A 22,062-nucleotide genomic window follows, 5' to 3' on the forward strand; every position below is an offset into this window, starting at 1 on the left:
GGACCTTCCAATTCAGACGATGCTGCGGCCGACGATACGCAGCGCCAACAGTTTGGCGGAGGCCGGGAAGCGTTGCAATGCCACCACGACGCCGCGGCGGCAGACGTCACCGCGCGCGATCCAGTCAAAGCTGGTGTGAGGCTGCGGCGCAACGCCCTCGCACGAAAAACCAGCCCGCATCGGCTCATTTCAGACGAATGATCGATGCAGGTGAAGTTTCGATGACGCGATCGCGTCACATGGTTATGCGCGGATCCGGACCGGCACGGACTTGTTGGCAGGCGTCTTCGATTCCTTGTCATGGTGGCTGAGCGGGATCAGCGGATTGAGCTCGGGATAATAGCCCGCGAGGCAGCCGTCCGGCAGCCGGAATGGCGTCACCTTGAGCGGCCCGACCTCGCGATGCACGCCGTCGGCCGCGTCGGTCTCGAGCCAGACCATCTGACCGTCCGAGAGGCCGGCCTTGGCCATCTCGTCCGGATTGATCAGCAACACATCGCGGCGACCTTCGATGCCGCGCAGCCGATCGCTCATGCCGTAGATCGTGGTGTTGAACTGATCGTTGGAGCGCAGCGTCATCAGCCGGTAGCGGCCCGGCGCGTCGTCGAAGCCGAGCGAACTCAATCGATCGGGCGTCGTGAACTCGGCCTTGCCGCTTTCGGTTTTCCAGATCCGCTCGCGCGCGGCGTTGCCCTTGTAGAACCCGCCGGGGGTGAACATCCGGCCGTTGAAGTCGTGGAACATGTCCGGATAGCTCTCTTCGATCAGGTCGCGCACCATGCCGTAGTCGGCAACCCATTCGTCCCAGCGCACCTTCGGGTTTGACGGCAGCGTCGCCTTGGCGATGCCGGCGACGATCGCCAGTTCGGATTTCAGATTGGCGCTCGCCGGCTGACGCAGTCCGATCGAACCCTGGATGCAGCTGAACGTATCCTCCATGGTCACGGCCTGCGGACCGCTGGCCTGCACGTCCTGCTCGGTGCGGCCGAGACACGGCAGCAGATACGCGACCTTGCCGTTCACCAGATGGCTGCGATTGAGTTTGGTGGCGATCTGCACGGTGAGCTGCATGCGCGTCCAGGCTTTCTCCAGCACCTCCTGGTCCGGAATGGCGCGGACGAAATTGCCCCCGAGGCCGATGAACGCCTTGACCTTGCTTTCGAGCAGGCCATGACAGGCTTCGACCGTGTTCATGCCTTTGTCGCGTGGCGGCGTGAAGCCGAACTGCTCGGCCATCTTGTCGAGCGGCACCAACTCCGGCTTTTCCGAAATGCCGACGGTGCGCTGGCCTTGGACGTTGGAGTGACCGCGCACCGGCGAGATACCAGTGCCGTCGCGGCCGATATTGCCCTTGAGCAGCAGCAGATTCAGCAGCATCGCAACGTTGTCGAAGCCGTGCACATGCTGGGTCAGCCCCATGCCGTAGATGCCGATGACACGGTCGGCTTCGACATAAACCTGCGCGGCGGCTTCGATCGCGGCGCGGCTGAGACCCGACTCGGCCTCGATCTGTTGCCACGACGTCGCCCGCACCTTGGCTTCGAATGCGTCGAGCCCGCTGGTATGCGCTTCGATGAAAGCGACGTCGAGCACGCGCTTGCCTTGGAGCTTCGCTTCGTCGTCCTTGGCGAAGACGTGCTTGCACATGCCGATCAGCACCGCGATGTCGCCGCCGGCCTTGACCTGATGATACTGGCTCGAGATCGGCGTCTCGCGGCCGGTCAGCATCTCGGTCGGGCTCTGCGGATTGACGAAGCTTTCGAGGCCCCTCTCGCGCACCGGATTGAAGGTGACGATCGGCACGCCGCGCTTGGCGGCGTCCTGCAACGGATGCAGGAAGCGCGGGCTGTTCGAGCCGGTGTTCTGGCCGAAGAAGAACATCGCGTCGCACTTGGCAAGATCGTCGAACACCACCGTGCCGACGCCGACGCCGATGGTTTTCTTCAGCGCCACCGAGGTGGTCTCGTGGCACATGTTGGAGCTGTCCGGCAGATTGTTGTTGCCGTACAGCCGCGCCAACAGCGCGTAGAGATACGACGTTTCGAGGCTGGCGCGGCCCGAGGCATAGAAGATCACCGATTTCGGATCGAGCGCGCTCAGGTGCTCACCGATGGCTTGGAACGCCTCGTCCCAGCCGCAGGGCACATAGCGATCGGTTGCCGGATCATAGCGCAGCGGGTCGGTCAGCCGGCCTTGCATCTCCAGATCATGGTCGGCCCAACTGCGCAGCTCGGTGACGGTGTGGTCGGCAAAAAACTCCGGCGTGCAGCGCGCGGTGGTCAGCTCCCACAGCGTCGCCTTGGCACCGTTCTCGCAGAATTCGAAGGTGTGATAATCGGCCGGCTTGGCCCACGAGCACGACACGCACATGAAGCCTTTCGGCTTGTTCTGCCGCATCAGCGTCTCGATTACCGTCGGCGTATTCCATTCCTTGCCGAAGATTCGCGCGATGCCCTGCAGCGAGCCCCAGCCGCCGGCCGGACCGTCGTATTCGACCGTGCGATCACCGTTTTCGGGAAGGTCCGCTTCGTGGGTTCGGGTGTCGTCCTGGGCCATGATCCGCTCCTGGCTGGCGCCTGTGCCAAGCGGACGGACAACAGGTGGTTCCGGCAACAGTTCCGAACCGGGCGGTCACGCTTGCGCGTTGCAAAAAGCCGAGCCCGGCGCTGCGATCACAACCGCTCGATCACCACCTCGCCGCACAACCGATCGACATCCGCCGGCCGGCACAATTCGGTGCCGTGCATGGTCAGCGACGCAGAACCCGAGGCCAGTGCGCGACGGAAGCCATCCTCGATTGAGCGCCCTTGCGCCAGGCTATAGGCGATCGCGCCGAGAAAACTGTCACCGGCCCCGACGGTCGAAACCTGATTGACCGGCAGTGCCGGCGAGCGCAACGCTTCGTCTTTCGTCACCAGCAGCGCGCCGAGATGACCGAGCGACAGCGCGACGATCTCGACCTTGCCGGTCTGGATCTGTTGCCGCGCGGCCGCTACGTAGTCCTGGTCGCTCGTGAGCGACCGGCCGGCCAGTTCCTGCATCTCGCGCAGATTAGGCTTGATCAGCGTGACGCCGTGATCGAGCGCCGCCATCAGTGGCGCTCCGGACGTATCGAGATAGAAACTGCCGCCGATCCGCTTCGCCACTGCGGCGGCCTGGGCGTAGAAATCAGTCGGCACGCCGGGGGGCAGGCTACCGCTGCCGACCACGATCTTCGGCGCAGGCGAGGTGCCGCCGAGAATCTCCAGCAGCCCGCGCCATTCTGTTTCGGCCAGCGGCAGGCCCGGCAGCACGAAACGGAATTGCTGACCGGTCGCCGCTTCGGTGACCGAGAAATCCTCGCGGGTCTCGGCTTCGGATGCAATTACGCGGCTGGGGATCTGTTCGCGGTCGAGCAGCGAGCGCAGCAGCCGGCCGGTGAAACCGCCGGCCGGATAGATCGCCTCGACATCGCCGCCGAACCGCTTCACCACCCGCGCCACATTGATGCCGCCGCCGCCCGGATCCCGCTGCTGCGCGGCGCAGCGCAACTTGCGGCTCGGCACCAGCCGCTCGACCGAGGTCGACAGATCGATGGCAGGATTGGGCGTGAGGGTCACGATATCGACCATCGCGGGCAGTCTCCGGGTCTGGCGTGCTGGGGAAGGGGGCGGGGGAAAATCCGAATGACAAACGAACGACGCCAGCGGCGCGTCATCGCGCTGCCGGCGCGATCATGTCTGACGCGCAGCTCCCGTTCTGCCGTTGACGCGCGTCAACCGTCTAGCCGCCGGGATGTCGCAGCGACTGAGACGTCTGCTTCTCGACTGCGTCGTCACCCTGAGGCGCGAGCGCAGCGAGCCTTGAAGGGTGCGGCCGGAATGCGCAGTCTATCCCCCGGATCCGCCGCTAACTTGGCGACGGCTCAGAATGATGTCGGGTGTGTGTTGCAGCCATCAACTCCTGGACCGAGCATGCGGGGGCAATGACAGCCGCCTCAATGCGACATCACTACCGGCACGGTCATCGACGCCAGCATCTCGCGCGTCACGCCGCCGAGCACGAATTCGCGCAGTCTTGAATGGCCGTAGCCGCCCATCACCAGCAGGTCGGCGGCCGTATCCGCGACGTGCGACAGGATGGTGCCGGCGACGCCGATATCGGGCGCGGTGATCACCTTGATGTCGAGCTTGATGCCGTGGCGCGCCAGATGATTGGCCATCTCGATGCCGCGCAGCTCGCTGTCGTCGCGCACCTTTTGGTCGCGCACGATCAGCAGTTCGACGACGGCGGCGCGGCGCAGGAACGGTCGTGCGTCGTTGATGGCGCGGGTCGCGGCGCGGCTGCCGTCCCAACAGCACACCACGCGATCGAGCTTGACCGCATCCTTCTGGATGTAAGGGACGATCAGCACCGGCCGGCCGGAATCAAACAGCACCTGTTCGATCAACACGTCGTTGTCGCCGTTTTCCGGATCGGACTGCATGATCACCGACAGGTCGAACCGCCGCGCCATCTTGGGAAAACGGCCCGAGGTGCCGTAGGGCGTCTCCAGCAGATGATGCGCGGCCGATACGCCCTCGCGCTTGCAGGCCGTCTCGAATCGCTCGACCGCGAGGCGCGCCGCCGCCTCGTTGGCGGCCAGCATCTTGGTCAGCACCTCGGACGGGAAGTCCGGCATCGTGAAGCTCGGCAGCGAATCATAGGCGAAGCAGACACCGGACACATGGGCGTCGAAGGCTCGGGCGATCGCCAGCGCTACGTCGACGACGCGGTCCCGCGCCGCGTTCGATTCGAGATTGACGATGAGATCCTTGATCATGGTGCGTCCCTCTTAGCAGGTGATCGTTTGGCGCGTGCGCAACGCGCGCATGTGTATAGCATTGCGGGGGTGGCTTTCGCGCGACGGTTGGCGCGTGACTGCAGGACTCATTGGGGCGCCCCGGTGGGCTCGACATCGGCGGCGCTCCAGCCTTCGGCGCCGATCAACGGCACGAAGCGGACGTCGGTCAGGTCTTCGGTGACGAACTGCCCGTCAGCCGCGCGGGTGACGCGCACCAATTTCTGCGTGAGCTGATCGGCGCCGACCGGCATCACCAGCCGGCCGCCGGTTGCCAGCTGCGCTTTCAGCGAGTCAGGCACTTGCGGGCCGCCGGCCGCCACCACGATGGCGTCGAACGGCGCACGCTCCCGACAGCCGCGACTGCCGTCGCCTTCGCGGACCTCGACATTGCGAATACTGAGGTCTGCCAGCGTGGTGCGGGCGCGCTCGGCCAGCGCGGCGACGCGTTCGATCGTCACCACCGTCCCGGCGATCTCGGCCAGCACCGCCGCCGCATAGCCGGAGCCGGCGCCGATCTCCAGCACGCGCTCGCCACCTTTGAGCTGCAGCGCTTCGATCATCACGGCGACGATGTAAGGCTGTGAGATGGTCTGGTCGCAACCGATCGGCAGCGGCGAATCGTCATACGCAAGCTGACGGGTGAGTTCGGGCACGAAGGCCTCGCGTGGCACCCTGGCCATTGCGGCCAGCACGCGCGGGTCCTGGACGCCGCGGGCGCAGATTTGTGTCTCGACCATCCGGGCGCGCCGCTCCGCAAAGCTGTCGGCCGGCCCGCAAGCCGGCGAACGCCGAGCCTCTGGAGATGCCATCGCACCCTCCCCGATCGTCGGCCAAGCCTCTGCCCGTCCCGACTTGAAGCGTATCCTAGGTCGAGATCCCCCAGCGCCTTTGATCCGCATCAAGGACAGGCCGCCGCTGCCGCGTGGGTGACGCGAGCCCGCCGCAATCGGGTGCGAGCGTTTCGGCCAATGCGCTGCCGACCACGGGGGCAGCGCAACGATTCAAGCCGCTTCGGGGACGCCGCGATGCCGTATAGTTCGACCGATGATCTTCCGCCAGCGCTGCAGGTCCGGTTGCCGCTGCATGCCCAGGAGATCTATGTCGCGGCATTCAACAACGCTTGCGCCGAGTACCAGGATCGCATCCCCGAAGATCAGGAAAGCTCCGCGCACCGCGTCGCCTGGGCGGCGGTGAAGAAGCAGTACCGCAAGCAGGGTGAAAACTGGGTGGCGCGGGATCGGAAGTAACAGGCGTCTTTGAACGATCGCTGCGGCCGCGATATGGTCGGCGGCAGTCGATATCTGCCATCGGAGCCCCACCATGGAGGCGATGGTCTTGACGGCGCCGGGTCAGCCATTGGTGCTGCAGCAGCGAGACACGCCGCAACCCGGCGACGGCGAGGTGCTGGTGAGCGTGGCCGCCTGCGGCGTGTGCCGCACCGACCTGCACGTCGTCGATGGCGAACTGCCACACATCCGCACTCCGATCATTCCCGGCCACGAGATCGTCGGACGCGTCGCGGCGCTCGGCAGCGGCGTCGCCACGCATCAAATTGGTGCCCGCGTCGGCATTCCGTGGCTCGGCCATACTTGCGGGGTGTGCCACTACTGCACGAGCGGCAGGGAGAATTTGTGCGATGCGCCGCTGTTCACCGGCTACACCCGCGACGGCGGCTTCGCCACCCACGTCATCGCCGATGCGCGCTACGCGTTTCCGCTCGGCGAGGCCGGCGACGACGTCGCGATCGCACCGCTGCTGTGTGCCGGACTGATCGGCTGGCGTTCGCTGGTGATCGCCGGCGCGGCGGAGCGGCTCGGCATCTACGGGTTCGGCGCCGCCGGGCATATCGTGGCGCAGGTCGCGCGCTGGCAGGGCCGGCAGGTCTATGCCTTCACCCGCGAGGGCGACGTCGCCGCGCAGGATTTCGCCCGCAGCCTTGGCGCGGTGTGGGCCGGCGCATCGGCGCAGCTGCCACCGCGGCCGCTCGACGCCGCGATCATCTATGCGCCGGTCGGCAGCCTGGTGCCGGCCGCGCTGAAGGCGGTGCGCAAAGGCGGCCGCGTGGTCTGCGCCGGGATCCATATGAGCGACATCCCGAGCTTTCCGTATGATCTGCTGTGGGAAGAACGCCAGCTCGTCTCGGTTGCCAACCTGACCCGGCAGGACGGCGTCGATTTCTTCAAGGTGGCGCAGCGGGCCGGCATCAAGACCGCGACCCACGCTTTCCCGCTGCGCGATGCCAATGCCGTGCTGACGAAGCTGCGCGCCGGCGAACTGCTCGGCGCCGCCGTGCTGGTACCGTAGCGACATCTTGCCCCGTCATTACGAGCCGAAGGCGAAGCAATCATTAGCCGCGCGTGCCGAGCTGGATTGCTTCGTCGGCTTCGCCGCCTCGCAATGCCGCAGAACACCACTACATCTGTCTGCGAGGAGACCCGATCATGTCCGACAATCTCGTAGTGTGTACGCATTGTGGTGGCGTCAATCGGCTGCCGGAGCAGCGACCGGCGCTGGACGGCAAATGCGGCAAGTGCGGCAACAGACTTTTCGAAGGCCATCCGGCCGACGTGAGCGGCGAGGTGTTCGACAAGCAGCTGGCGCGCAGCAGCGTGCCGGTGCTGGTAGACGTCTGGGCCCCTTGGTGCGGGCCGTGCCACGCGATGGCGCCGGCCTATGAGTCCGCGGCCCGCGAACTCGAACCGAGCGTGCGGCTGATCAAGCTCAACTCCGACGCCAATCAGCCGATCGCCGCCCGGCTCGGCATCCAGGGCATCCCGACCATGATCCTGTTCGAGAACGGCCGCGAGCGCGCCCGCACCTCGGGCGCAATGCCGGCACAGCAGATCGTGCGCTGGGTGCGGCAGCATCTGCCGACGTGATCAGGCCGGCAGGGGCAGCGGACCGTTGAGCTTGTAGCTGCGCATCGCGAACGAGGTGCGGATATCCCGCACCAAGGGCAGCGCCAGCAGGCCGCGCAGCACGGTTGCCTCATAGCTGGCGATATCCGGCACCACCACTTCGAGCAGGAAGTCGCTGTCGCCCGACACCAGATGGCAGGCGATCACCTCCGGCATGGTCTGCACCGCGGCGATGAAGCTGTCCGCATTATCGCGCGAATGCCGTTCAACCCGGATGAAGGCGAACGCGGTGACCGCCAGCCCGACCGCGGCGCGGTCGATCAGCGCCTGGTAGCCTGCCAGTACGCCGGCCTGCTCGAGCAGCTTCACCCGGCGCGAGCACGGCGATGGCGACAGCCCGACCTTCTCGGCCAGCACGATATTCGGGATCCGCGCGTCGGCCTGCAGCGCGGCAAGGATTCTCAGGTCAATCGCATCAAAGGCGATTTTGGCAGGACCAAGCATTTGCTGCGCCAAATAATGATCAATATTGCTAAGCTTTAGTTCTTTCTTAGCATGATTGGCAAGTTTGACGGCTGCTTTCCGGCCATACTGGCGGTCAAGGAGGCATCCATGACCGAATCCGCTCGTAGCCCCGGCTTTGCCACCACGGCAATCCACCACGGCTATGACCCGCTGGCGCATCACGGCGCGCTAAATCCACCGCTGTTCCTGACCTCGACCTACGCGTTCACCAGCGCCGCCGAGGGCGCCGCGCGGTTCGCCGGCGAGGCCGAGGGATTTGTGTATTCGCGGGTCGGCAACCCAACGGTGGCGGTGCTGGAAAGCCGGCTGGCGGCGTTGGAGGGCGGCGAGGCTGCGCTCGCCACCTCGTCGGGCGTCGGCGCCCTCACGGCGGTGATCTGGACGCTGCTGCAGGCCGGTGACGGCATCGTCGCCGATCAGATGTTGTATGGCTGCACCTTCGGGCTGTTCGAGCATCATCTGCCGCGGTTCGGCATCCAGGTGACCTTCGCGGATCTTACCGAGCCGGCCAATCTGCAGGCCGCGCTTGCGCCGAACTCCAGGCTGGTGTTCACCGAGACCCCGACCAATCCGAACATGCGCGTGGTCGATATCGCCGCCTGCGCCGAGATCTGCCGCCGCGCCGGCGTGCGCCTGGTCGTCGACAACACCTATTGCACCCCCTACCTGCAGCAGCCTCTCGGGCTCGGCGCCGATCTCGTCGTCCATTCGGCCACCAAATATCTCGGCGGCCATGGCGACCTGCTGGCGGGCGCGGTGGTGGGGCCGAAAGAGGTCATCGACCAGCTCCGCTTCGTTGGTATCAAGGAGCTGAACGGCGCCTGCATCTCGGCGTTCGACGCCTTCCTGATTCTGCGCGGCCTCAAGACGCTGAACCTGCGCATGGACCGCCACAGCGCCACCGCAACGAGGCTCGCGCACGATCTGCAGGCCCATCCCGCTGTCGCCGCCGTCTACTACCCGGGCCTCGACAGCCATCCGCAGCACGCGCTCGCGCAGCGTCAGATGCGGCAACCGGGCGGCATGGTGGCACTTGAACTGAAAGGCGGCCTCGCCGCCGGACGCGGCTTCATGGACAACGTCAGGCTCGCCACCCGCGCGGTCAGCCTCGGCGACGCCGAGACCCTGATCCAGCACCCGGCCAGCATGACGCATGCCACTTATGACCCCGCCGAGCGTGCGCGGCACGGGTTCACGGACGGTCTGATTCGTATCTCGGTGGGGCTGGAAGACTACGAAGACCTGCGCGCGGATTTGATGGGGGCGTTGCAAGCGCCTCGCTTTGCACGTGATGCGCTTGGGGAAGCTGGTAGCTCTTATTAAGTCCGTCTGCTCACCGATCGCCCGCGGGCACGACGGTTGAAGCAGCGGCACAGCGTACGCTGCGAGACGCCGCAACAGAGTTCCACCAGCCTACGGTTTCACTCGGATTGTGAAGTCTCGGTGACGCTGGCTGGCTTCACGTAAATTACACCACGATCAAGAACGCTGCAGCTTCGCCAAGACTTGCCGCTCTGATGCGGGGTCGCGTCGTGCTACGAAATAGGCGGTACCATTGTGCGTGCTCGTCTTGATTGGGGAAAGATGGCCGTTCGGGGAGTGTCATTGCGGCAGCCTTCCGCACGCGACGCGCGAGGCTGGAATCAGGAATCGTCGCTGCGGCGCGCGATGAGGCTGGCACGTATCGCGTATTGGGAGTCGTACAGCGCGGCTGCGGTCAACTTCTGGATGTCGCCCGATTTTGCCGCCCTCTACGAGACGCCCCCGCTCGATGAGTTCGCGCCGGTTGCGGCGCCGCACAACCGCCACCTGATCGACAGTCGCGACGTTCTGCAGGCCGGTTACGTGGCGTGCTGGGCGGAGGGCCGGCCGTTTGCGATCGAGACAAAGCTGCTCCAGGCAGATGGCCGCCAGCTCGATTGCGTCGTGCACGGCGAGCCGGAATTCGATTCAGACGGTCAGGTCCGGCGGGTGTTCGGCATCGTCCGCGACATCACGTCGGAAACATCCGCGCTGCGGCTGTTGGCCAAAAGCGAACAGCGCCTCGCCGATTTCGTCAGCACCGCTTCGGACTGGTGCTGGGAAAGCGGCCCCGACCATCGGCTGCTTCCTTATCCGAAATCACTCGACGGCAATGCGGCGCTGCTCACCGTCGCTTCCGGCGGCAGGGCGCGCTGGGAGCTGTCCTATGCGCCCGAAGAAGAAGTTTCGATGGCCGGACATCGGGCCGACATGGAAGCCCGCCGTCCGTTTCGCGACTTCGTCTACACCTCGATCGGCAACGATGGCTCCCGCATCAGTATCTCGACCAGCGGCAAGCCGATCTTCGCCGAGGACGGCAGCTTCCTCGGCTATCGCGGCACGGCGAGCGATATCACCCAGCTCGAAGCGGCGCGCGCCCTGCTCGACCAGCGCACGCGGGCCCTCGAAGAAGCCCATCGGCTCGGCAAGATCGGGACGTGGCATCACCGGCTGGACACCGGCCGCACCGTCTGGTCGGCCGAACTGTATCAGCTGCTCGGTTTGGACCCTGACGCGCTCGAGCCGACCTATGAGAACACGATCTCGTTTTTTCTGGGCGACGATGCTCGGCGTCTGCTGAAGCTGCAGGGCCGCGTTCTTCGCAGCAGCACGACGGAAGCCGCAGACATCCGCATCCGCCACGCCGACGGCGCGCCGCGCGATCTGGCGATCATCTGCAAGGCCGAAGTCGTAGGCGGCAAGATCATCGGCCTGATCGGCACCGCTCAGGACGTCACCGATCGCAAGGAGGCCGAGCGCCGGCTCGAACAGCTCGCCTACACGGATCCGCTGACCGGGCTCGCCAATCGCGCGCTGTTCAAGCGCAAGCTTGCCGATCTGTTCGAGAGCCCGACCTCGGCGGACGGACACGCGCTGTATCTGATCGACCTCGACCGCTTCAAGGAAGTCAACGACTCGCTCGGTCATTCCACCGGCGACAGCCTGCTGATCCACGTCGCAGGCGTGTTGCGGCAGCAGCTCGGCCCCCAAGCCTTCATCGCCCGGATCGGCGGCGACGAATTCGCCGTGCTCGCCGACAGCCGATGTGCGCCTGACGAAGCGCCGCTCGATCTTGCTGATCGGCTGATCGCCAACCTATCAGTCCCGGTCGAACTCGCCGAGGGCGAGGCCTGCATCGGCGCCACCATCGGCGTCGCCGTGCTGCCGGAGCATGGCGCGACCGCGGAGAAAGCGTCGCGCAACGCCGATCTGGCGCTGTACATGGCCAAGGAGTCCGGACGCGGCCGGGCGCAGCTGTTCGAGCCGATCTACGCCGAGGCGGTCGATCAGCGACTGGATCTCGGCCGGCGCCTGCGCCACGCCGTCGAGAGCGGCGGCCTCACCACGCACTTTCAGCCACAGATCGACCTCAAGACCGGCCGTGTCAGCGGCTTCGAGGCGCTGCTGCGCTGGAGCCATCCAGAACGCGGGCCGATCTCGCCGTCGGAGTTCATTCCGATCGCGGAGAGCACCGGCCTGATCGTCGAGCTCGGCCATTGGGTGCTGCGCGACGCCTGCCGGCAGATGCGCGTCTGGCTGGATGCCGGATGGCCGCGCCGAACCATTTCGGTGAACGTGTCGCCGGCGCAGATCTGGAACGGCGATTTCGAGAAAGTCGTGGCCACGGTGCTGGCCGAGACCGGCCTGCCCGCTGAGCTGCTGTGCCTGGAGCTGACCGAAAGCCTGTTCGTCGATCACACGAAGCAGAAAGTCAGTCAGACGCTCGCGGCGCTGTCGAAGCTCGGCATCCGGCTGGCGCTGGACGATTTCGGCTCCGGCTATTCGTCGCTCGGCTATCTGACGCGGCTGCCGTTCAACTGCCTGAAGATCGACCGTACCTTCGTCGCCGGCATCGCCACCGTGCCGGAAAAACGCAAGCTGCTCGGCGGCATCATCGCGCTGGCGCACGGCCTCGGCATGTGCGTCGTCGCCGAAGGCGCCGAACTGGCCGAAGAGGTCGACCTGCTCACGATGTTCGATTGCGATTTCGTGCAGGGGTATGTGTTCGCGAAGCCGGTCGCGGCGGATCAGGCGGTGGGGGTGGCGGGGGAGATCGAGCGGGAGCGTGGATTGGCGACGGCGAGAAGCCGCGCCCGACGGGCGGCGGTTCCGACGGAAATCTGAACCGAAGGGAAGGCCGCCTCGTAAGCCGGGCCGGTCACGAACCTTGCTAACGACGGGACGATGCGTCGCGCGATATGCCTGGGTCTCGAAGTGAGCTTGTGCGCCATTCAGGACAAATCGGCGAGCGTATTTATGTTGAAAGACGCGGACGTCTCCGGAGCGATTGGATTGCGCGCCAATTAACAGTTTATCTGACTCATTAACCCACGATTAGGCGTCCTAGCTCGATACGCGGCGATATTGCACGCACTGCAATATCTTAAATAGAACTTCAGGTCGGAGATACTTAACTGCGCCGATGTGATGTCGATTACACGATGCTAGGAGGCATCATGAGCGCCGGACATAATGAAGCTGAACGGCTGGACGCTCTGATGCGGCTCAGGTTGCTCGATACGCCGCCGAGCGAAACATTTGATCGAATCACGCGTACCGCGAGCAAGCTGTTCGGTCTCCCCATCGCCGCAGTGTCCCTGACGGATAGCGAGAGACAGTGGTTCAAATCACGGATTGGCGTCGAACACGACTCGATCCCGCGCGATAAAGCACCATGCGCGGAGGTTGCCGAGACGCGTCGTGTTGTCGTCATTCCCGACCTGATGGCAGACTCGTGCTATTCGACGAGTCTGTTGGCGACACAAGGAGTTCGATTTTACGCCGGCGCGCCACTCGTGACCCGTGACGGGCATGGGCTCGGCGCGCTGTGCGTTCTCGGTGTCGAGCCGCGAACAGCCTCAGAATCCGAGCTGACTGCGTTGACCGACATGGCCGAGATGGTCATGGCGCAGATCGAGCTGCAGCACGCCTTCGGCCGGGTCGATCCGGTGAGCGGTCTGCCGAACCGCCTGCAGTTTTTCGACGACCTGATGGATCTTGGACGCGACCCTAACGACACTCAGCGGATTGCCGTTCTCGTCGATCTTGCGAGGATCGAGCAGATCAGCAACGGCACGCGCGTGATGGGCGCCGGCTATGTGGACGACATGGTTCGCGTCGCGGCTCGGACGATCCGCGAAGCGCTTGGACCGAACCGATTAGCTTACCACGTCGGTGCGACGCAGTTCGCTTTCCTTGCGCCTCCTGACGTTGATCCATCCGACTATCAAGACATCGTGCAGGACGTTCTCGACGGACTTCCGAAAGGAGCGACTGATGGCTTCATGGTGACGGCCGCGATCGGGTTGGCGCCGTTTAGTCCCGGCAAGACCGAGCCTTCGGTAATCCTGAGAATGGCACACAGCGCCGCGCTGGAAGCACGAGGATCGCGAGATCCCGTCCGGATCTACTCATCTGAGGAAGATCAGGTACACGCACGACGCTTCCAACTTATGAGAGAGTTCGGGACTGCGCTGCACGAAGGGGGCAATCAGTTCAAGCTCGTCTTTCAGCCTCGCATCGACATGAGCACCGGTGACTGTACCGGCGCCGAGGCTCTGATGAGGTGGCGTCATCCGCTGTTGGGGGCGGTTCCGCCGAGTGAGTTCATCCCGATCATCGAGCAGACGACGCTGGCCCGTGAAACGACCAACTGGGTCCTCGAGAATGCGATCGGGCAACTCGGAACTTGGCACGCCGAGGGCCGGCAGCTGACGCTTTCGGTCAACATTTCTGCGGCTAATCTCGAAGAGACAGATCTCGTTCAGCGCATTCAGTTGCTGTTGCTGAAGCATCGCGTTCGCCCGAGTTTCCTCGAGTTGGAACTGACCGAGAGCGCGGTCATGCGCAACAGCGAACGGTCGATGTGGCAGCTGAATGCGTTCCGTTCCGCGGGCGTGAGGCTGGCCATCGACGACTTTGGGACGGGGCAAAGCAGTCTGTCTTATCTGCAGAAGCTGCCCATGGACGTCGTGAAGATCGATCGGTCGTTTATCAAGGAGCTCGGAACAGGCGCTAAGCCGGAATTGTTGGTCAACTCGATGATCAATCTGTCACACGAGTTAAATTATCGCGTGGTCGGTGAAGGCGTCGAGACCGCGGAGATTGCAGAGATTCTGCGTCAACTCGGATGTGACGAAGCGCAAGGCTATCTGTTCGCGAAACCGATGGGCGCGGCGGAGTTCGAATCGTGGTTGTCCGCCTCTGCCGAGCGGATTTCGCAGCGGATCGCTTCCTAAAGAAGCTGCGACGGAAACTCGAATTGCTGGTGCTGAACTGCTGCCGATTTGATCGACGCCGATCGGGCAGTCTGGCGCTCCCTAGGGGAATCGAACCCCTGTTTCAGCCTTGAGAGGGCCGCGTCCTAACCGCTAGACGAAGGGAGCGTGAGGCGCAGACCAATAGCCGCGAAACGGCGCGGCTGCAAGATCGCGGGCGGGCAATTTCTGTAGCTATGCCCTTGCTGGTCGCAGGAGCGGCGTCGTGGGGCTGAACGGTGACTCTGGACGGCCGGGTCACGCGCGAGGACCACGTCGATCGTTTGGTTTGCCCAGACTCCGGTCATGGCCGGGCTTGTCCCGGCCATCCACGCCTTTTTAGGCGTTTGCGTCAGCAAGGCGTGGATGCCCGGCACAAGGCCGGGCATGACGCGTGGAGACGTAAACTGCCGAACTTCGATGCGCTCATTTCCGGCAAGTTTTCGGATCGGCAGGCGAGGGTCATGCGCCCGCGATGCTCGCCGAACCGAGAGGCCCTCAGGGCGATCCCGTGCTTGCAGCCCGCCCTACGGCTCGTTCGCGAACGTCAGCCGGCCGGCCGGCTTCATCGTCCTGGCATCAAAGCTGCGGAGTTCGGTGGCGCCGGCGATGTCCAGCGTGACCACGACGTGGTCGCCGGCGACGGCGGTGGCGACCACCCGGGCGCCCTTGGGGATGCGCAGGGTCTGTTCGGCGACCACCGGGGCGCTTCCCTCCGAGCGGAAAAGCTTATAGCCGATGGCGATCAAGACCGCCGCGAGCGCCAGCGCCGTGGTCAGGCCCGCGATCATCATCATCCGCCGCACCCGCGCAAACAGCGCGGCCTGTTCGGGGGTCGGTTCGGGCAGGGCGGTTTCGGTCATGCAACACTCGGTTTTTCGGAAGGCTCAAACGTGAACGATTCGTCGGGACATCTGCTGGAAGTGGTCGTGGCCGGCGACGAAGGCTCGCCGCGGCTCGACCGCGTGCTGGCGGCGCGCTGCCCCGAATTATCGCGCTCGCGGCTCAAGGTCCTGATCCTGGACGGCCGCGTCGCGGTCGCCGGCAACGCCGTCCGCGACCCCGCTTATCATGCGAGCCCGGGCGAGACGATCACAATCGACGTGCCGCCGCCGGTGGCGCCGGAGCCGCAGGGCGAAGCGATCGCGCTCGACATCGTCTATGAGGACGACGACCTGATCGTCATCAACAAGCCGCGCGGCCTGGTGGTGCACCCGGCGGCCGGCCACGAGACCGGAACCCTGGTCAACGCCCTGATCGCGCATTGCGGCGCGTCGCTGTCCGGAATCGGCGGGGTGCGCCGGCCCGGCATCGTGCATCGGCTCGACAAGGACACCACCGGGCTGATGGTGGTCGCCAAGAACGACAAGGCGCACCAGTCGCTCAGCGCCCAATTCGCCGACCATGGCCGCACCGGGGAACTGCGCCGCGGCTATTTTGCCTTCGTCTGGGGCGTGCCGAGCCGCGCCCGCGGCACCATCGAGGCGCCGATCGACCGCCACCCTTACGCCCGCGAGAAAATGGCGGTGCGCGACGGCGGCCGTGAGGCAATCACCCATTGGGACGTGCTGGAAACCTATACGGGCCGCAGCGGCGGCGAGGTGGTATCGCTGATCGCCTGCCAGCTCGAAACCGGCCGCACCCACCAGATCCGCGTGCATCTGGCCCATCTGGGCCACCCGCTGCTCGGCGATGAGACGTATGGGCCGCACTTCAAGACCAAGGCCAGCCAGCTCACGCCGGAAGCCCGTGCCGTATTGGCCGAACTTGGCCGGCAGGCGCTGCATGCCTATCTCTTGGTGCTGGAGCACCCTTCCACCGGCGCCGTGATGGAGTGGCAATCTAACCTGCCGCCCGACCTGAGCCGCCTGAAGGCCGCGCTCACGGTGACGGAATGACGCAGTCGGGTGAGAAAACGGTAAGCATTTCAGCGCGTTGTTTATACGTCACAGTCAAGTAACAAGACCGTAACTAAACTTGCACGACTAACCTCGTGTATATTGCAGGTGCGTTGGGATGGCTCAACGCGGAACATCGCAGGCCGGCCGGCTTTAGGAGAGCGACCCGTCTGCCAAGCCGCCCGCGGATCGGGGGCTTGAAACCACTGGAGGGCGCTGATGGCCCGTGCAGCTACGTTACCCGTTCTCAACGGTGAATCCGGCCTCGCTCGGTATCTGGCGGAAATCCGCAAGTTCCCGATGCTCGAGCCCGAGCAGGAATACATGTTCGCCAAGCGCTGGCGCGAACACGATGATCGCGACGCCGCGCATCAGCTCGTGACCAGCCACCTTCGACTCGTGGCGAAGATCGCCATGGGCTATCGCGGCTACGGCCTGCCGATTTCCGAAGTCGTTTCGGAAGGCAATGTCGGCCTGATGCAGGCGGTGAAGCGGTTCGAGCCCGATAAAGGCTTCCGCCTCGCCACCTACGCGATGTGGTGGATCAAGGCGTCGATTCAAGAGTACATTCTGCGTTCTTGGTCGCTCGTGAAGATGGGCACCACCGCGAACCAGAAGAAGCTGTTCTTCAATCTGCGCAAGGCGAAGAGCAAGATCTCGGCGCTCGACGAGGGTGATCTGCATCCCGATCAGGTCAAGCTAATCGCCACCCGCCTCGGCGTCGGCGAGCAGGACGTGATCGACATGAACCGCCGCCTCGGCGGCGACGCGTCGCTCAACGCGCCGATTCGCGACGACGGCGAGCCCGGCGAATGGCAGGACTGGCTGGTCGATCAGTCGCCCAATCAGGAAGCCGTGATGGCCGAGCACGAAGAGCTCGATCATCGCCGCCGTGCCCTGACCGGCGCGATCGGCGTGCTCAACCCGCGCGAACGGCGGATCTTCGAGGCGCGCCGCCTCGCCGACGAGCCGATGACCCTGGAAGACCTTGCCGCCGAGTTCGGCGTGTCGCGCGAGCGCGTCCGCCAGATCGAGGTGCGGGCGTTCGAGAAGGTGCAGAGCGCCGTCAAGGGCACCATCGCCCGCCAGGAGCAGGCCGCGCTAGAAGCCGCGCACTAATCACTTCCGGCGCCGACCAACGACGACGAACCCCGCCCTCGCCGGCGGGGTTTTTGTTTGTGCCGAGTGATGGGCAATGCCCATCCACTCGTCATGCCCGCGCTTGTCGCGGGCATCCACGCCTTCAGGCCTTGCAACGGTCAAGGCGTGGATAGCCGGAACGAGTCCGGCCATGACGAGGCAAGCATTCGCCCGGTCGCGGCTCAGGCGCGCTTGGCGGTGCCGGTGACGAGGCCGGTCTGGCCGGTGACCGGATCGGTGACGGCGGTGCGGATCGAGGCGGTGTCGTTCTTGCCGAGTGCGAACTTGGTATCGCCGACCCGGAAGGCGCCATCCTTGATCAGCACGCTCTGATACTTCACCGTGCCTTCGCTCTGATACTTCACCTGGGCGCGAAAGCCCTGCACGTCGCTGACGGTGATCGAGAACTTCTTGGTGTTCGAATACGTGCCGCTCCACGTGCCCTGATAGGCCTTGGCATCGACATTGACGTATTTGGTCTTCGACGGCGTCTGCAGCGCCGCGGACGTATACCCCGACGCCAGGACGCTCATGATGTCGGCCATCGCGCGGCTCCCATGGCGAATCTCGCCCGGCACTCCACACCCCGACGGGTTAACAGCGTATTAAGCGATGCTGCCGGCCGGCTCGCCCGCGCCGAGCCGTCCCGCCTCCCATCCGATCATCGCCTGCTTGCGCGTCAGGCCCCAGTGATAGCCGGTGAGGGCGCCGCTTTTGCCAAGCGCGCGGTGGCACGGCACCACGAAGGAGATCGGATTCTTGCCGATCGCGGCGCCGACCGCGCGCGAGGCCTTCGGAGACGCGATGCGATCGGCGATGTCCGAATAGCACAACGCCTTGCCCATCGGGATCTTCAGCAACGTCTGCCACACCCGCACTTCGAAATCGGTGCCGATCAGCACGACGCGCAGCGGCTGCTCGGCGCGCCATTGCGCCGGGTCGAACACCCGCTCGGCGAACGGCGCGGTGAATTCCTGGTCTGGAAGGCAAGTCGCGCGCGGCCAGCGCTGCTGCAGATCGACGAACGCTGCCTGCTCGCCGCCCGGATCGGCAAACGCCAGCCCGGCGAGGCCGCGGTCCGATGCGATCACCACCCCGGTGCCGAACGGCGACGGATGGAAGCCGTAGCGCAGCGTCAGCCCGGCGCCGCCGCTCTTCCATTCGCCCGGCGACATCGCCTCATGGGTGACGAACAGATCGTGCAGCCGGCCGGGACCTGACAGTCCCGATTCCAGTGCGGCATCGAGCACGCTGGCGGAATCGCGCAGCAGCGACTTGGCGTGGTCGAGCGTCAGCGCTTGCATAAAAGCCTTCGGCGTCAGCCCGGCCCAGCGGCGGAACAGATGGTGCAGTTCGTCGGGCGTCAAGCCGGCGGCGTCGGCAATCGCCTCGACGGTCGGCTGCGCCTTCCACTTCTGCGAGATGAACGCAATGGCGCGGCGGACGCAGTCGTAATCGGCGAGCGCGGCGTCGCGCGGGCCGGGCTTGGCGAGGATGTGGTCGGAGACGGCGAGGTTCATCATGCGGCCGATGATAGCCGGCGCCGCGGTCGTCGCCACCCGCTTTCAGGCTTCAATTGTACACCGGACCGCGCCGTGCGGCCTCGAGCGCGGCGCTCAAGGCCTTGGCAAAATTCGCCTTCTCGTCGGCGCCAAGGAAGCTGGCGATGCTGACGCGGCGGCCCGACGAAACCAAGTACAGCCGCTCGATGCCGAATTCGGCATGCACGATCTTCTCCAGCCGGACCCAGAGCGGGTTCAGCACCCACTCCACCACGTGACCGCGATGGGACGTGCGGCGGATGCGTAACTCGTTGGGCGTGATCAGGATTTCCTCACTGGCGCGGCCGCGGGCGAAGGCCACGCGGAACGCGATGTAGATCCCCAGCAAGTCGAGGCCGAAGAAGCCGAACACCGGCCAGGCGCCCATTATCCAGAAACCGATGCCGGCCGCGAAGCTGATCGTGCCGAAAAAACCCATCAGCACCAGGAAAGCCTTGTGACTCAAGGCGCGATGCGGCTTGAGCAATGCCGAAAACAGTTTCGGTTGCGCCCGATCGGGATCAAGATCGCTGTCTGTCGTCATTGCGGAATATTATACCTCGTCCATGCCGAAATCCACGCGCAGCACCGCCCTTCCCATCGCCCCGAAATCCGCCAAAACGGCCGCTGTCACGAAGCGGAAACCGCCGGGCAAACCTGTGGCAAAGCCGGGGCCGGCCCAGAAGCGCCCGAAAGCCCCGCGCCGCTGGACCGCCGCCGAGGTCCGCGAGGCCTTCACCCGGTTCGCCAAGGCCAACCCTGAGCCGAAGGGCGAACTCGAGCACGTCAATCCGTTCACGCTCCTCGTCGCCGTGGTGCTGTCGGCGCAGGCGACCGACGCCGGCGTCAACAAGGCAACGCGCAGCCTGTTCGCGATCGCCGACACGCCGGCCAAGATGCTGGCGCTCGGGGAGGAGCGGGTGCGGGAGGCGATCAAGACCATCGGCTTGTTTCGCACCAAGGCGAAGAACGTGATTGCGCTGTCGCAAAAACTGATCTCCGACTTTGGTGGGCAAGTACCAAGTACGCGCGAAGAGCTGGAGACGCTGCCGGGCGCCGGCCGCAAGACCGCGAATGTGGTGCTCAACATGGCGTTCGGCCAGCCGACCATGGCGGTGGACACCCATGTGTTCCGCGTCGGCAATCGCACCGGGCTGGCGCCGGGCGACACGCCGCTGGCGGTGGAACTTGCGCTCGAGAAGGTGATCCCGCCCGAGTTCATGCAGCACGCCCACCACTGGCTGATCCTGCACGGCCGCTACACCTGCCTCGCCCGCAAGCCGCGCTGCGAAGTTTGCCTGATCAACGACCTGTGCCGCTGGCCGGAGAAGACGGTGAGTTAGTTCGAAGGCCTCTCGTCATTGCGAGCGAAGCTAAGCAATCCAGCGCCGTGCACTGGGCTGGATTGCTTCGCTTCGCTCGCAATGACGGGGAAAGGCTTAGGCCCACTAACTACTTCATCATCGCCCTGACGTCGTCGTGCAGCGCCTGCCGAGCCGGGTCGTCGGCGTAGAACATGTGACCTCCGGGATAGACCACGAGGCTCACGCGGTTCTGCGCCAGCGTCGGCGGCAGCTGGTCGAGCACGATCTGGTTGCCGAAATACGGCGCGGCGAGATCGTACAGGCCGCCGGTGACCAGCACGCGCAGCTTGGGATCGACCGCGAGGATCTGACGCAGCTGCGTGATGGACTCGACCGGATGCCGGCCGCGGCCAAAATCCCACTGCCCGGCGACCGCGCCGTTGAGCAGCTGATACGAGCCGCTCGGCCGCCAGTTCAGCTTGTTGCGGGTGAGATCGACCGCGGCGCTCGTCAGCGGCGCGATCAGCGCGTCGGCCGAGGGATCGCCGAACTGGCCGTCGCTGGAATCCGGGAACGGATCGAGCCCCTGCACCGAGCCGTCGAACCGGCCGGTGACCTTGCCGCTGGCGCGGGCGAATTCGCGCTGGAATTCGGAGGTGTCGAATCGTCCCGCCAAGCGCCGGCTGACCACCGGATCGATCCCGGTCAGCGCGGCGACGCGGTCGGACAGCCGCCTGGTCGCGTCCTGATCGGCCTCGCCCTTGACGAGATCGGCCAAGTACTCTCCGCGCGCGTAGCTCTCGACATCGGCCATCGCGGCGCGCGTCACCGGTCCCTTCTGCTGCCGCGCCACCGCCGCCATGCTGGGCAGCCGCGTCACATATTGCAGCAGACTCGACCCTGAGAGTTCGCGGAAGTCCATCACCGGCGACACCAGGATCAGGCCCTTGACGCCGATGCCCTGCTTGGTCTGCAGGTCGCGCACCACGCGCGGACCGCGGATGCCGCCATAGCTCTCGCCGGCAACGTATTTGGGCGACAGCAGCCGGTCGTGTTGTTCGAGCCAGCGGCGGATCACCAGCGACAGCGCCGCGATGTCGCCCTCGATTGAGTAGAACCGCTTGCGCACGTCCTCGCCGTCGGCAACGAAGCGGCTATAGCCGGTGCCGACGGGGTCGATGAAGACGAGGTCGGTGAAGTCGAGCCAGGTCTCGGCGTTCGGCAGCAGCGCCGGCGTCGCCGAGGCGGATGCGGCCTCGCCCGCCAGCGGCAATCGCCAGGGCCCGGCGGCGCCGAGTTGCAGCCACGCCGAGGAGGCGCCGGGCCCGCCGTTGAACAGGAACGTCACCGGCCGCGTCCGTGCATCGGCGGAGTCGAGCTGATACGCCGTATAGGCGATGTCGGCCTGCGGCTCGGTCTTGTCGTTGAACAGCCGGATGGTGCCGGCCGTCGCGGTGAAGGCCAGGCTGCGGCCGGGCAGCGCCAGCGTATGCTTGGTGATCGAGTCGGGCGGCAGGCGATTGGATTCCGCCTCGGATGCAGCGGCCTTGCCGGACGATGCCCCGCTGGGCTTGCCATGCCCGGCCGCGGGTGCAGCGTCCTGCGCCTGCAGCGGCGCCAGCGACGTCGTGGCAATCAGCATCCCCAGCAACGCGGCGCGGCAGAATCCGAACGACTTCACCATGGTGTCTCCTTG

20 protein-coding genes and 1 tRNA gene are annotated in these 22,062 nt (G+C 65.4%); 9 read left to right on the top strand and 12 right to left on the bottom strand.

Features of this window, described 5'->3' with window-relative positions:
- Positions 1 to 12: 12 nt before the first annotated feature.
- The 5 genes from D4Q52_RS26455 to D4Q52_RS08620 form a co-directional block, all read right to left on the bottom strand.
- Positions 13 to 180, bottom strand: a complete 168-nt coding sequence (locus tag D4Q52_RS26455) for a hypothetical protein (protein WP_182915271.1) — start codon at positions 178 to 180, stop codon at positions 13 to 15.
- Positions 181 to 243: 63 nt separating this feature from the next.
- Positions 244 to 2,556 (bottom strand): FdhF/YdeP family oxidoreductase, encoded by a 2,313-nt coding sequence (locus tag D4Q52_RS08605; protein WP_119856134.1) that lies wholly within the window; start codon positions 2,554 to 2,556, stop codon positions 244 to 246.
- A 116-nt stretch (positions 2,557 to 2,672) separates the two neighbouring features.
- Entirely contained in the window at positions 2,673 to 3,611 is a 939-nt protein-coding gene (locus D4Q52_RS08610; protein ID WP_119856135.1) for a 1-phosphofructokinase family hexose kinase, read from the bottom strand.
- A gap of 365 nt (positions 3,612 to 3,976) precedes the next feature.
- Positions 3,977 to 4,801, bottom strand: coding sequence for a universal stress protein (locus D4Q52_RS08615; protein ID WP_119856136.1), 825 nt, complete (start codon positions 4,799 to 4,801; stop codon positions 3,977 to 3,979).
- A 107-nt stretch (positions 4,802 to 4,908) separates the two neighbouring features.
- The gene (locus D4Q52_RS08620; protein ID WP_119856137.1) at positions 4,909 to 5,631 is read right to left on the bottom strand and encodes a protein-L-isoaspartate(D-aspartate) O-methyltransferase; all 723 of its coding nucleotides are present in this window, start codon (positions 5,629 to 5,631) and stop codon (positions 4,909 to 4,911) included.
- 216 nt (positions 5,632 to 5,847) lie between these two features.
- Between D4Q52_RS08620 and D4Q52_RS08625 the strand changes: the two genes are divergently transcribed.
- The 3 genes from D4Q52_RS08625 (at position 5,848) to trxC (ending at position 7,701) form a co-directional block, all read left to right on the top strand.
- Positions 5,848 to 6,069 (top strand): ChaB family protein, encoded by a 222-nt coding sequence (locus D4Q52_RS08625; protein ID WP_119856138.1) that lies wholly within the window; start codon positions 5,848 to 5,850, stop codon positions 6,067 to 6,069.
- Positions 6,070 to 6,142: 73 nt separating this feature from the next.
- A complete protein-coding gene (locus tag D4Q52_RS08630) occupies positions 6,143 to 7,126 on the top strand; it encodes a zinc-dependent alcohol dehydrogenase family protein (protein ID WP_119856139.1) in 984 nt (327 codons plus the stop codon).
- A 137-nt stretch (positions 7,127 to 7,263) separates the two neighbouring features.
- On the top strand, positions 7,264 to 7,701 hold the full coding sequence (gene trxC / locus D4Q52_RS08635; RefSeq protein ID WP_119856140.1) for a thioredoxin TrxC: 438 nt from the start codon (positions 7,264 to 7,266) through the stop codon (positions 7,699 to 7,701).
- On the opposite strand, the gene D4Q52_RS08640 is transcribed toward trxC, so the two are convergent.
- Positions 7,702 to 8,184, bottom strand: coding sequence for an Lrp/AsnC family transcriptional regulator (locus D4Q52_RS08640; protein WP_119856141.1), 483 nt, complete (start codon positions 8,182 to 8,184; stop codon positions 7,702 to 7,704).
- A gap of 108 nt (positions 8,185 to 8,292) precedes the next feature.
- Between D4Q52_RS08640 and megL the strand changes: the two genes are divergently transcribed.
- The 3 genes from megL to D4Q52_RS08655 all read left to right on the top strand — a co-directional run bounded on the left by megL (position 8,293) and on the right by D4Q52_RS08655 (position 14,465).
- Complete coding sequence (gene megL, locus D4Q52_RS08645) at positions 8,293 to 9,528, top strand: methionine gamma-lyase (protein ID WP_119856236.1); 1,236 nt, start codon at positions 8,293 to 8,295, stop codon at positions 9,526 to 9,528.
- A gap of 261 nt (positions 9,529 to 9,789) precedes the next feature.
- A complete protein-coding gene (locus tag D4Q52_RS08650) occupies positions 9,790 to 12,351 on the top strand; it encodes a sensor domain-containing protein (protein ID WP_119856142.1) in 2,562 nt (853 codons plus the stop codon).
- A gap of 332 nt (positions 12,352 to 12,683) precedes the next feature.
- Positions 12,684 to 14,465 (top strand): sensor domain-containing phosphodiesterase, encoded by a 1,782-nt coding sequence (locus tag D4Q52_RS08655; protein ID WP_119856237.1) that lies wholly within the window; start codon positions 12,684 to 12,686, stop codon positions 14,463 to 14,465.
- Positions 14,466 to 14,537: 72 nt separating this feature from the next.
- Here the strand turns inward: D4Q52_RS08655 and D4Q52_RS08660 are convergent.
- Positions 14,538 to 14,612 (bottom strand) — tRNA-Glu (locus D4Q52_RS08660).
- 398 nt (positions 14,613 to 15,010) lie between these two features.
- The gene (locus tag D4Q52_RS08665; protein ID WP_119856143.1) at positions 15,011 to 15,346 is read right to left on the bottom strand and encodes a hypothetical protein; all 336 of its coding nucleotides are present in this window, start codon (positions 15,344 to 15,346) and stop codon (positions 15,011 to 15,013) included.
- A gap of 30 nt (positions 15,347 to 15,376) precedes the next feature.
- Here D4Q52_RS08665 and D4Q52_RS08670 point away from each other — a divergent pair, with 30 nt between their 5' ends.
- Positions 15,377 to 16,381, top strand: a complete 1,005-nt coding sequence (locus D4Q52_RS08670; RefSeq protein WP_119856144.1) for an RluA family pseudouridine synthase — start codon at positions 15,377 to 15,379, stop codon at positions 16,379 to 16,381.
- Between the two features lie 219 nt (positions 16,382 to 16,600).
- Positions 16,601 to 17,500 (top strand): RNA polymerase sigma factor RpoH, encoded by a 900-nt coding sequence (gene rpoH, locus D4Q52_RS08675; protein ID WP_119856145.1) that lies wholly within the window; start codon positions 16,601 to 16,603, stop codon positions 17,498 to 17,500.
- Between the two features lie 203 nt (positions 17,501 to 17,703).
- On the opposite strand, the gene D4Q52_RS08680 is transcribed toward rpoH, so the two are convergent.
- From D4Q52_RS08680 to D4Q52_RS08690, 3 genes are read right to left on the bottom strand one after another with little or no spacing between them, the layout of a single operon-like run.
- The gene (locus D4Q52_RS08680) at positions 17,704 to 18,066 is read right to left on the bottom strand and encodes a hypothetical protein (RefSeq protein WP_119856146.1); all 363 of its coding nucleotides are present in this window, start codon (positions 18,064 to 18,066) and stop codon (positions 17,704 to 17,706) included.
- Positions 18,067 to 18,126: 60 nt separating this feature from the next.
- The gene (locus D4Q52_RS08685) at positions 18,127 to 19,044 is read right to left on the bottom strand and encodes a methylated-DNA--[protein]-cysteine S-methyltransferase (protein WP_119856238.1); all 918 of its coding nucleotides are present in this window, start codon (positions 19,042 to 19,044) and stop codon (positions 18,127 to 18,129) included.
- Between the two features lie 49 nt (positions 19,045 to 19,093).
- Positions 19,094 to 19,606, bottom strand: coding sequence for a DUF2244 domain-containing protein (locus D4Q52_RS08690; protein ID WP_119856147.1), 513 nt, complete (start codon positions 19,604 to 19,606; stop codon positions 19,094 to 19,096).
- Between the two features lie 22 nt (positions 19,607 to 19,628).
- On the opposite strand from D4Q52_RS08690, the gene nth reads away from it, so the two are divergent.
- The gene (nth, locus tag D4Q52_RS08695) at positions 19,629 to 20,405 is read left to right on the top strand and encodes an endonuclease III (protein WP_119856148.1); all 777 of its coding nucleotides are present in this window, start codon (positions 19,629 to 19,631) and stop codon (positions 20,403 to 20,405) included.
- A 109-nt stretch (positions 20,406 to 20,514) separates the two neighbouring features.
- Here the strand turns inward: nth and D4Q52_RS08700 are convergent, their stop codons facing one another.
- A complete protein-coding gene (locus D4Q52_RS08700; RefSeq protein WP_119856149.1) occupies positions 20,515 to 22,050 on the bottom strand; it encodes a S10 family peptidase in 1,536 nt (511 codons plus the stop codon).
- Between the last annotated feature and the right edge of the window lie 12 nt (positions 22,051 to 22,062).

Origin of the sequence: Rhodopseudomonas palustris, assembly GCF_003591005.1 — a bacterium.
GTDB classification, from domain to species: Bacteria; Pseudomonadota; Alphaproteobacteria; order Rhizobiales; family Xanthobacteraceae; genus Rhodopseudomonas; species Rhodopseudomonas palustris_K.

What these genes read in the sequence shown, in the direction of transcription:
- D4Q52_RS26455 (WP_182915271.1), bottom strand. Translation starts at nt 180, where the DNA reads ATGCGGGCTGGTTTTTCGTGCGAGGGCGTTGCGCCGCAGCCTCACACC.
- D4Q52_RS08605 (WP_119856134.1), bottom strand. Translation starts at nt 2,556, where the DNA reads ATGGCCCAGGACGACACCCGAACCCACGAAGCGGACCTTCCCGAAAAC.
- D4Q52_RS08610 (WP_119856135.1), bottom strand. Translation starts at nt 3,611, where the DNA reads ATGGTCGATATCGTGACCCTCACGCCCAATCCTGCCATCGATCTGTCG.
- D4Q52_RS08615 (WP_119856136.1), bottom strand. Translation starts at nt 4,801, where the DNA reads ATGATCAAGGATCTCATCGTCAATCTCGAATCGAACGCGGCGCGGGAC.
- D4Q52_RS08620 (WP_119856137.1), bottom strand. Translation starts at nt 5,631, where the DNA reads ATGGCATCTCCAGAGGCTCGGCGTTCGCCGGCTTGCGGGCCGGCCGAC.
- D4Q52_RS08625 (WP_119856138.1), top strand. Translation starts at nt 5,848, where the DNA reads ATGCCGTATAGTTCGACCGATGATCTTCCGCCAGCGCTGCAGGTCCGG.
- D4Q52_RS08630 (WP_119856139.1), top strand. Translation starts at nt 6,143, where the DNA reads ATGGAGGCGATGGTCTTGACGGCGCCGGGTCAGCCATTGGTGCTGCAG.
- trxC (WP_119856140.1), top strand. Translation starts at nt 7,264, where the DNA reads ATGTCCGACAATCTCGTAGTGTGTACGCATTGTGGTGGCGTCAATCGG.
- D4Q52_RS08640 (WP_119856141.1), bottom strand. Translation starts at nt 8,184, where the DNA reads ATGCTTGGTCCTGCCAAAATCGCCTTTGATGCGATTGACCTGAGAATC.
- megL (WP_119856236.1), top strand. Translation starts at nt 8,293, where the DNA reads ATGACCGAATCCGCTCGTAGCCCCGGCTTTGCCACCACGGCAATCCAC.
- D4Q52_RS08650 (WP_119856142.1), top strand. Translation starts at nt 9,790, where the DNA reads ATGGCCGTTCGGGGAGTGTCATTGCGGCAGCCTTCCGCACGCGACGCG.
- D4Q52_RS08655 (WP_119856237.1), top strand. Translation starts at nt 12,684, where the DNA reads ATGAGCGCCGGACATAATGAAGCTGAACGGCTGGACGCTCTGATGCGG.
- D4Q52_RS08665 (WP_119856143.1), bottom strand. Translation starts at nt 15,346, where the DNA reads ATGACCGAAACCGCCCTGCCCGAACCGACCCCCGAACAGGCCGCGCTG.
- rpoH (WP_119856145.1), top strand. Translation starts at nt 16,601, where the DNA reads ATGGCCCGTGCAGCTACGTTACCCGTTCTCAACGGTGAATCCGGCCTC.
- D4Q52_RS08680 (WP_119856146.1), bottom strand. Translation starts at nt 18,066, where the DNA reads ATGGCCGACATCATGAGCGTCCTGGCGTCGGGGTATACGTCCGCGGCG.
- D4Q52_RS08685 (WP_119856238.1), bottom strand. Translation starts at nt 19,044, where the DNA reads ATGATGAACCTCGCCGTCTCCGACCACATCCTCGCCAAGCCCGGCCCG.
- D4Q52_RS08690 (WP_119856147.1), bottom strand. Translation starts at nt 19,606, where the DNA reads ATGACGACAGACAGCGATCTTGATCCCGATCGGGCGCAACCGAAACTG.
- nth (WP_119856148.1), top strand. Translation starts at nt 19,629, where the DNA reads ATGCCGAAATCCACGCGCAGCACCGCCCTTCCCATCGCCCCGAAATCC.
- D4Q52_RS08700 (WP_119856149.1), bottom strand. Translation starts at nt 22,050, where the DNA reads ATGGTGAAGTCGTTCGGATTCTGCCGCGCCGCGTTGCTGGGGATGCTG.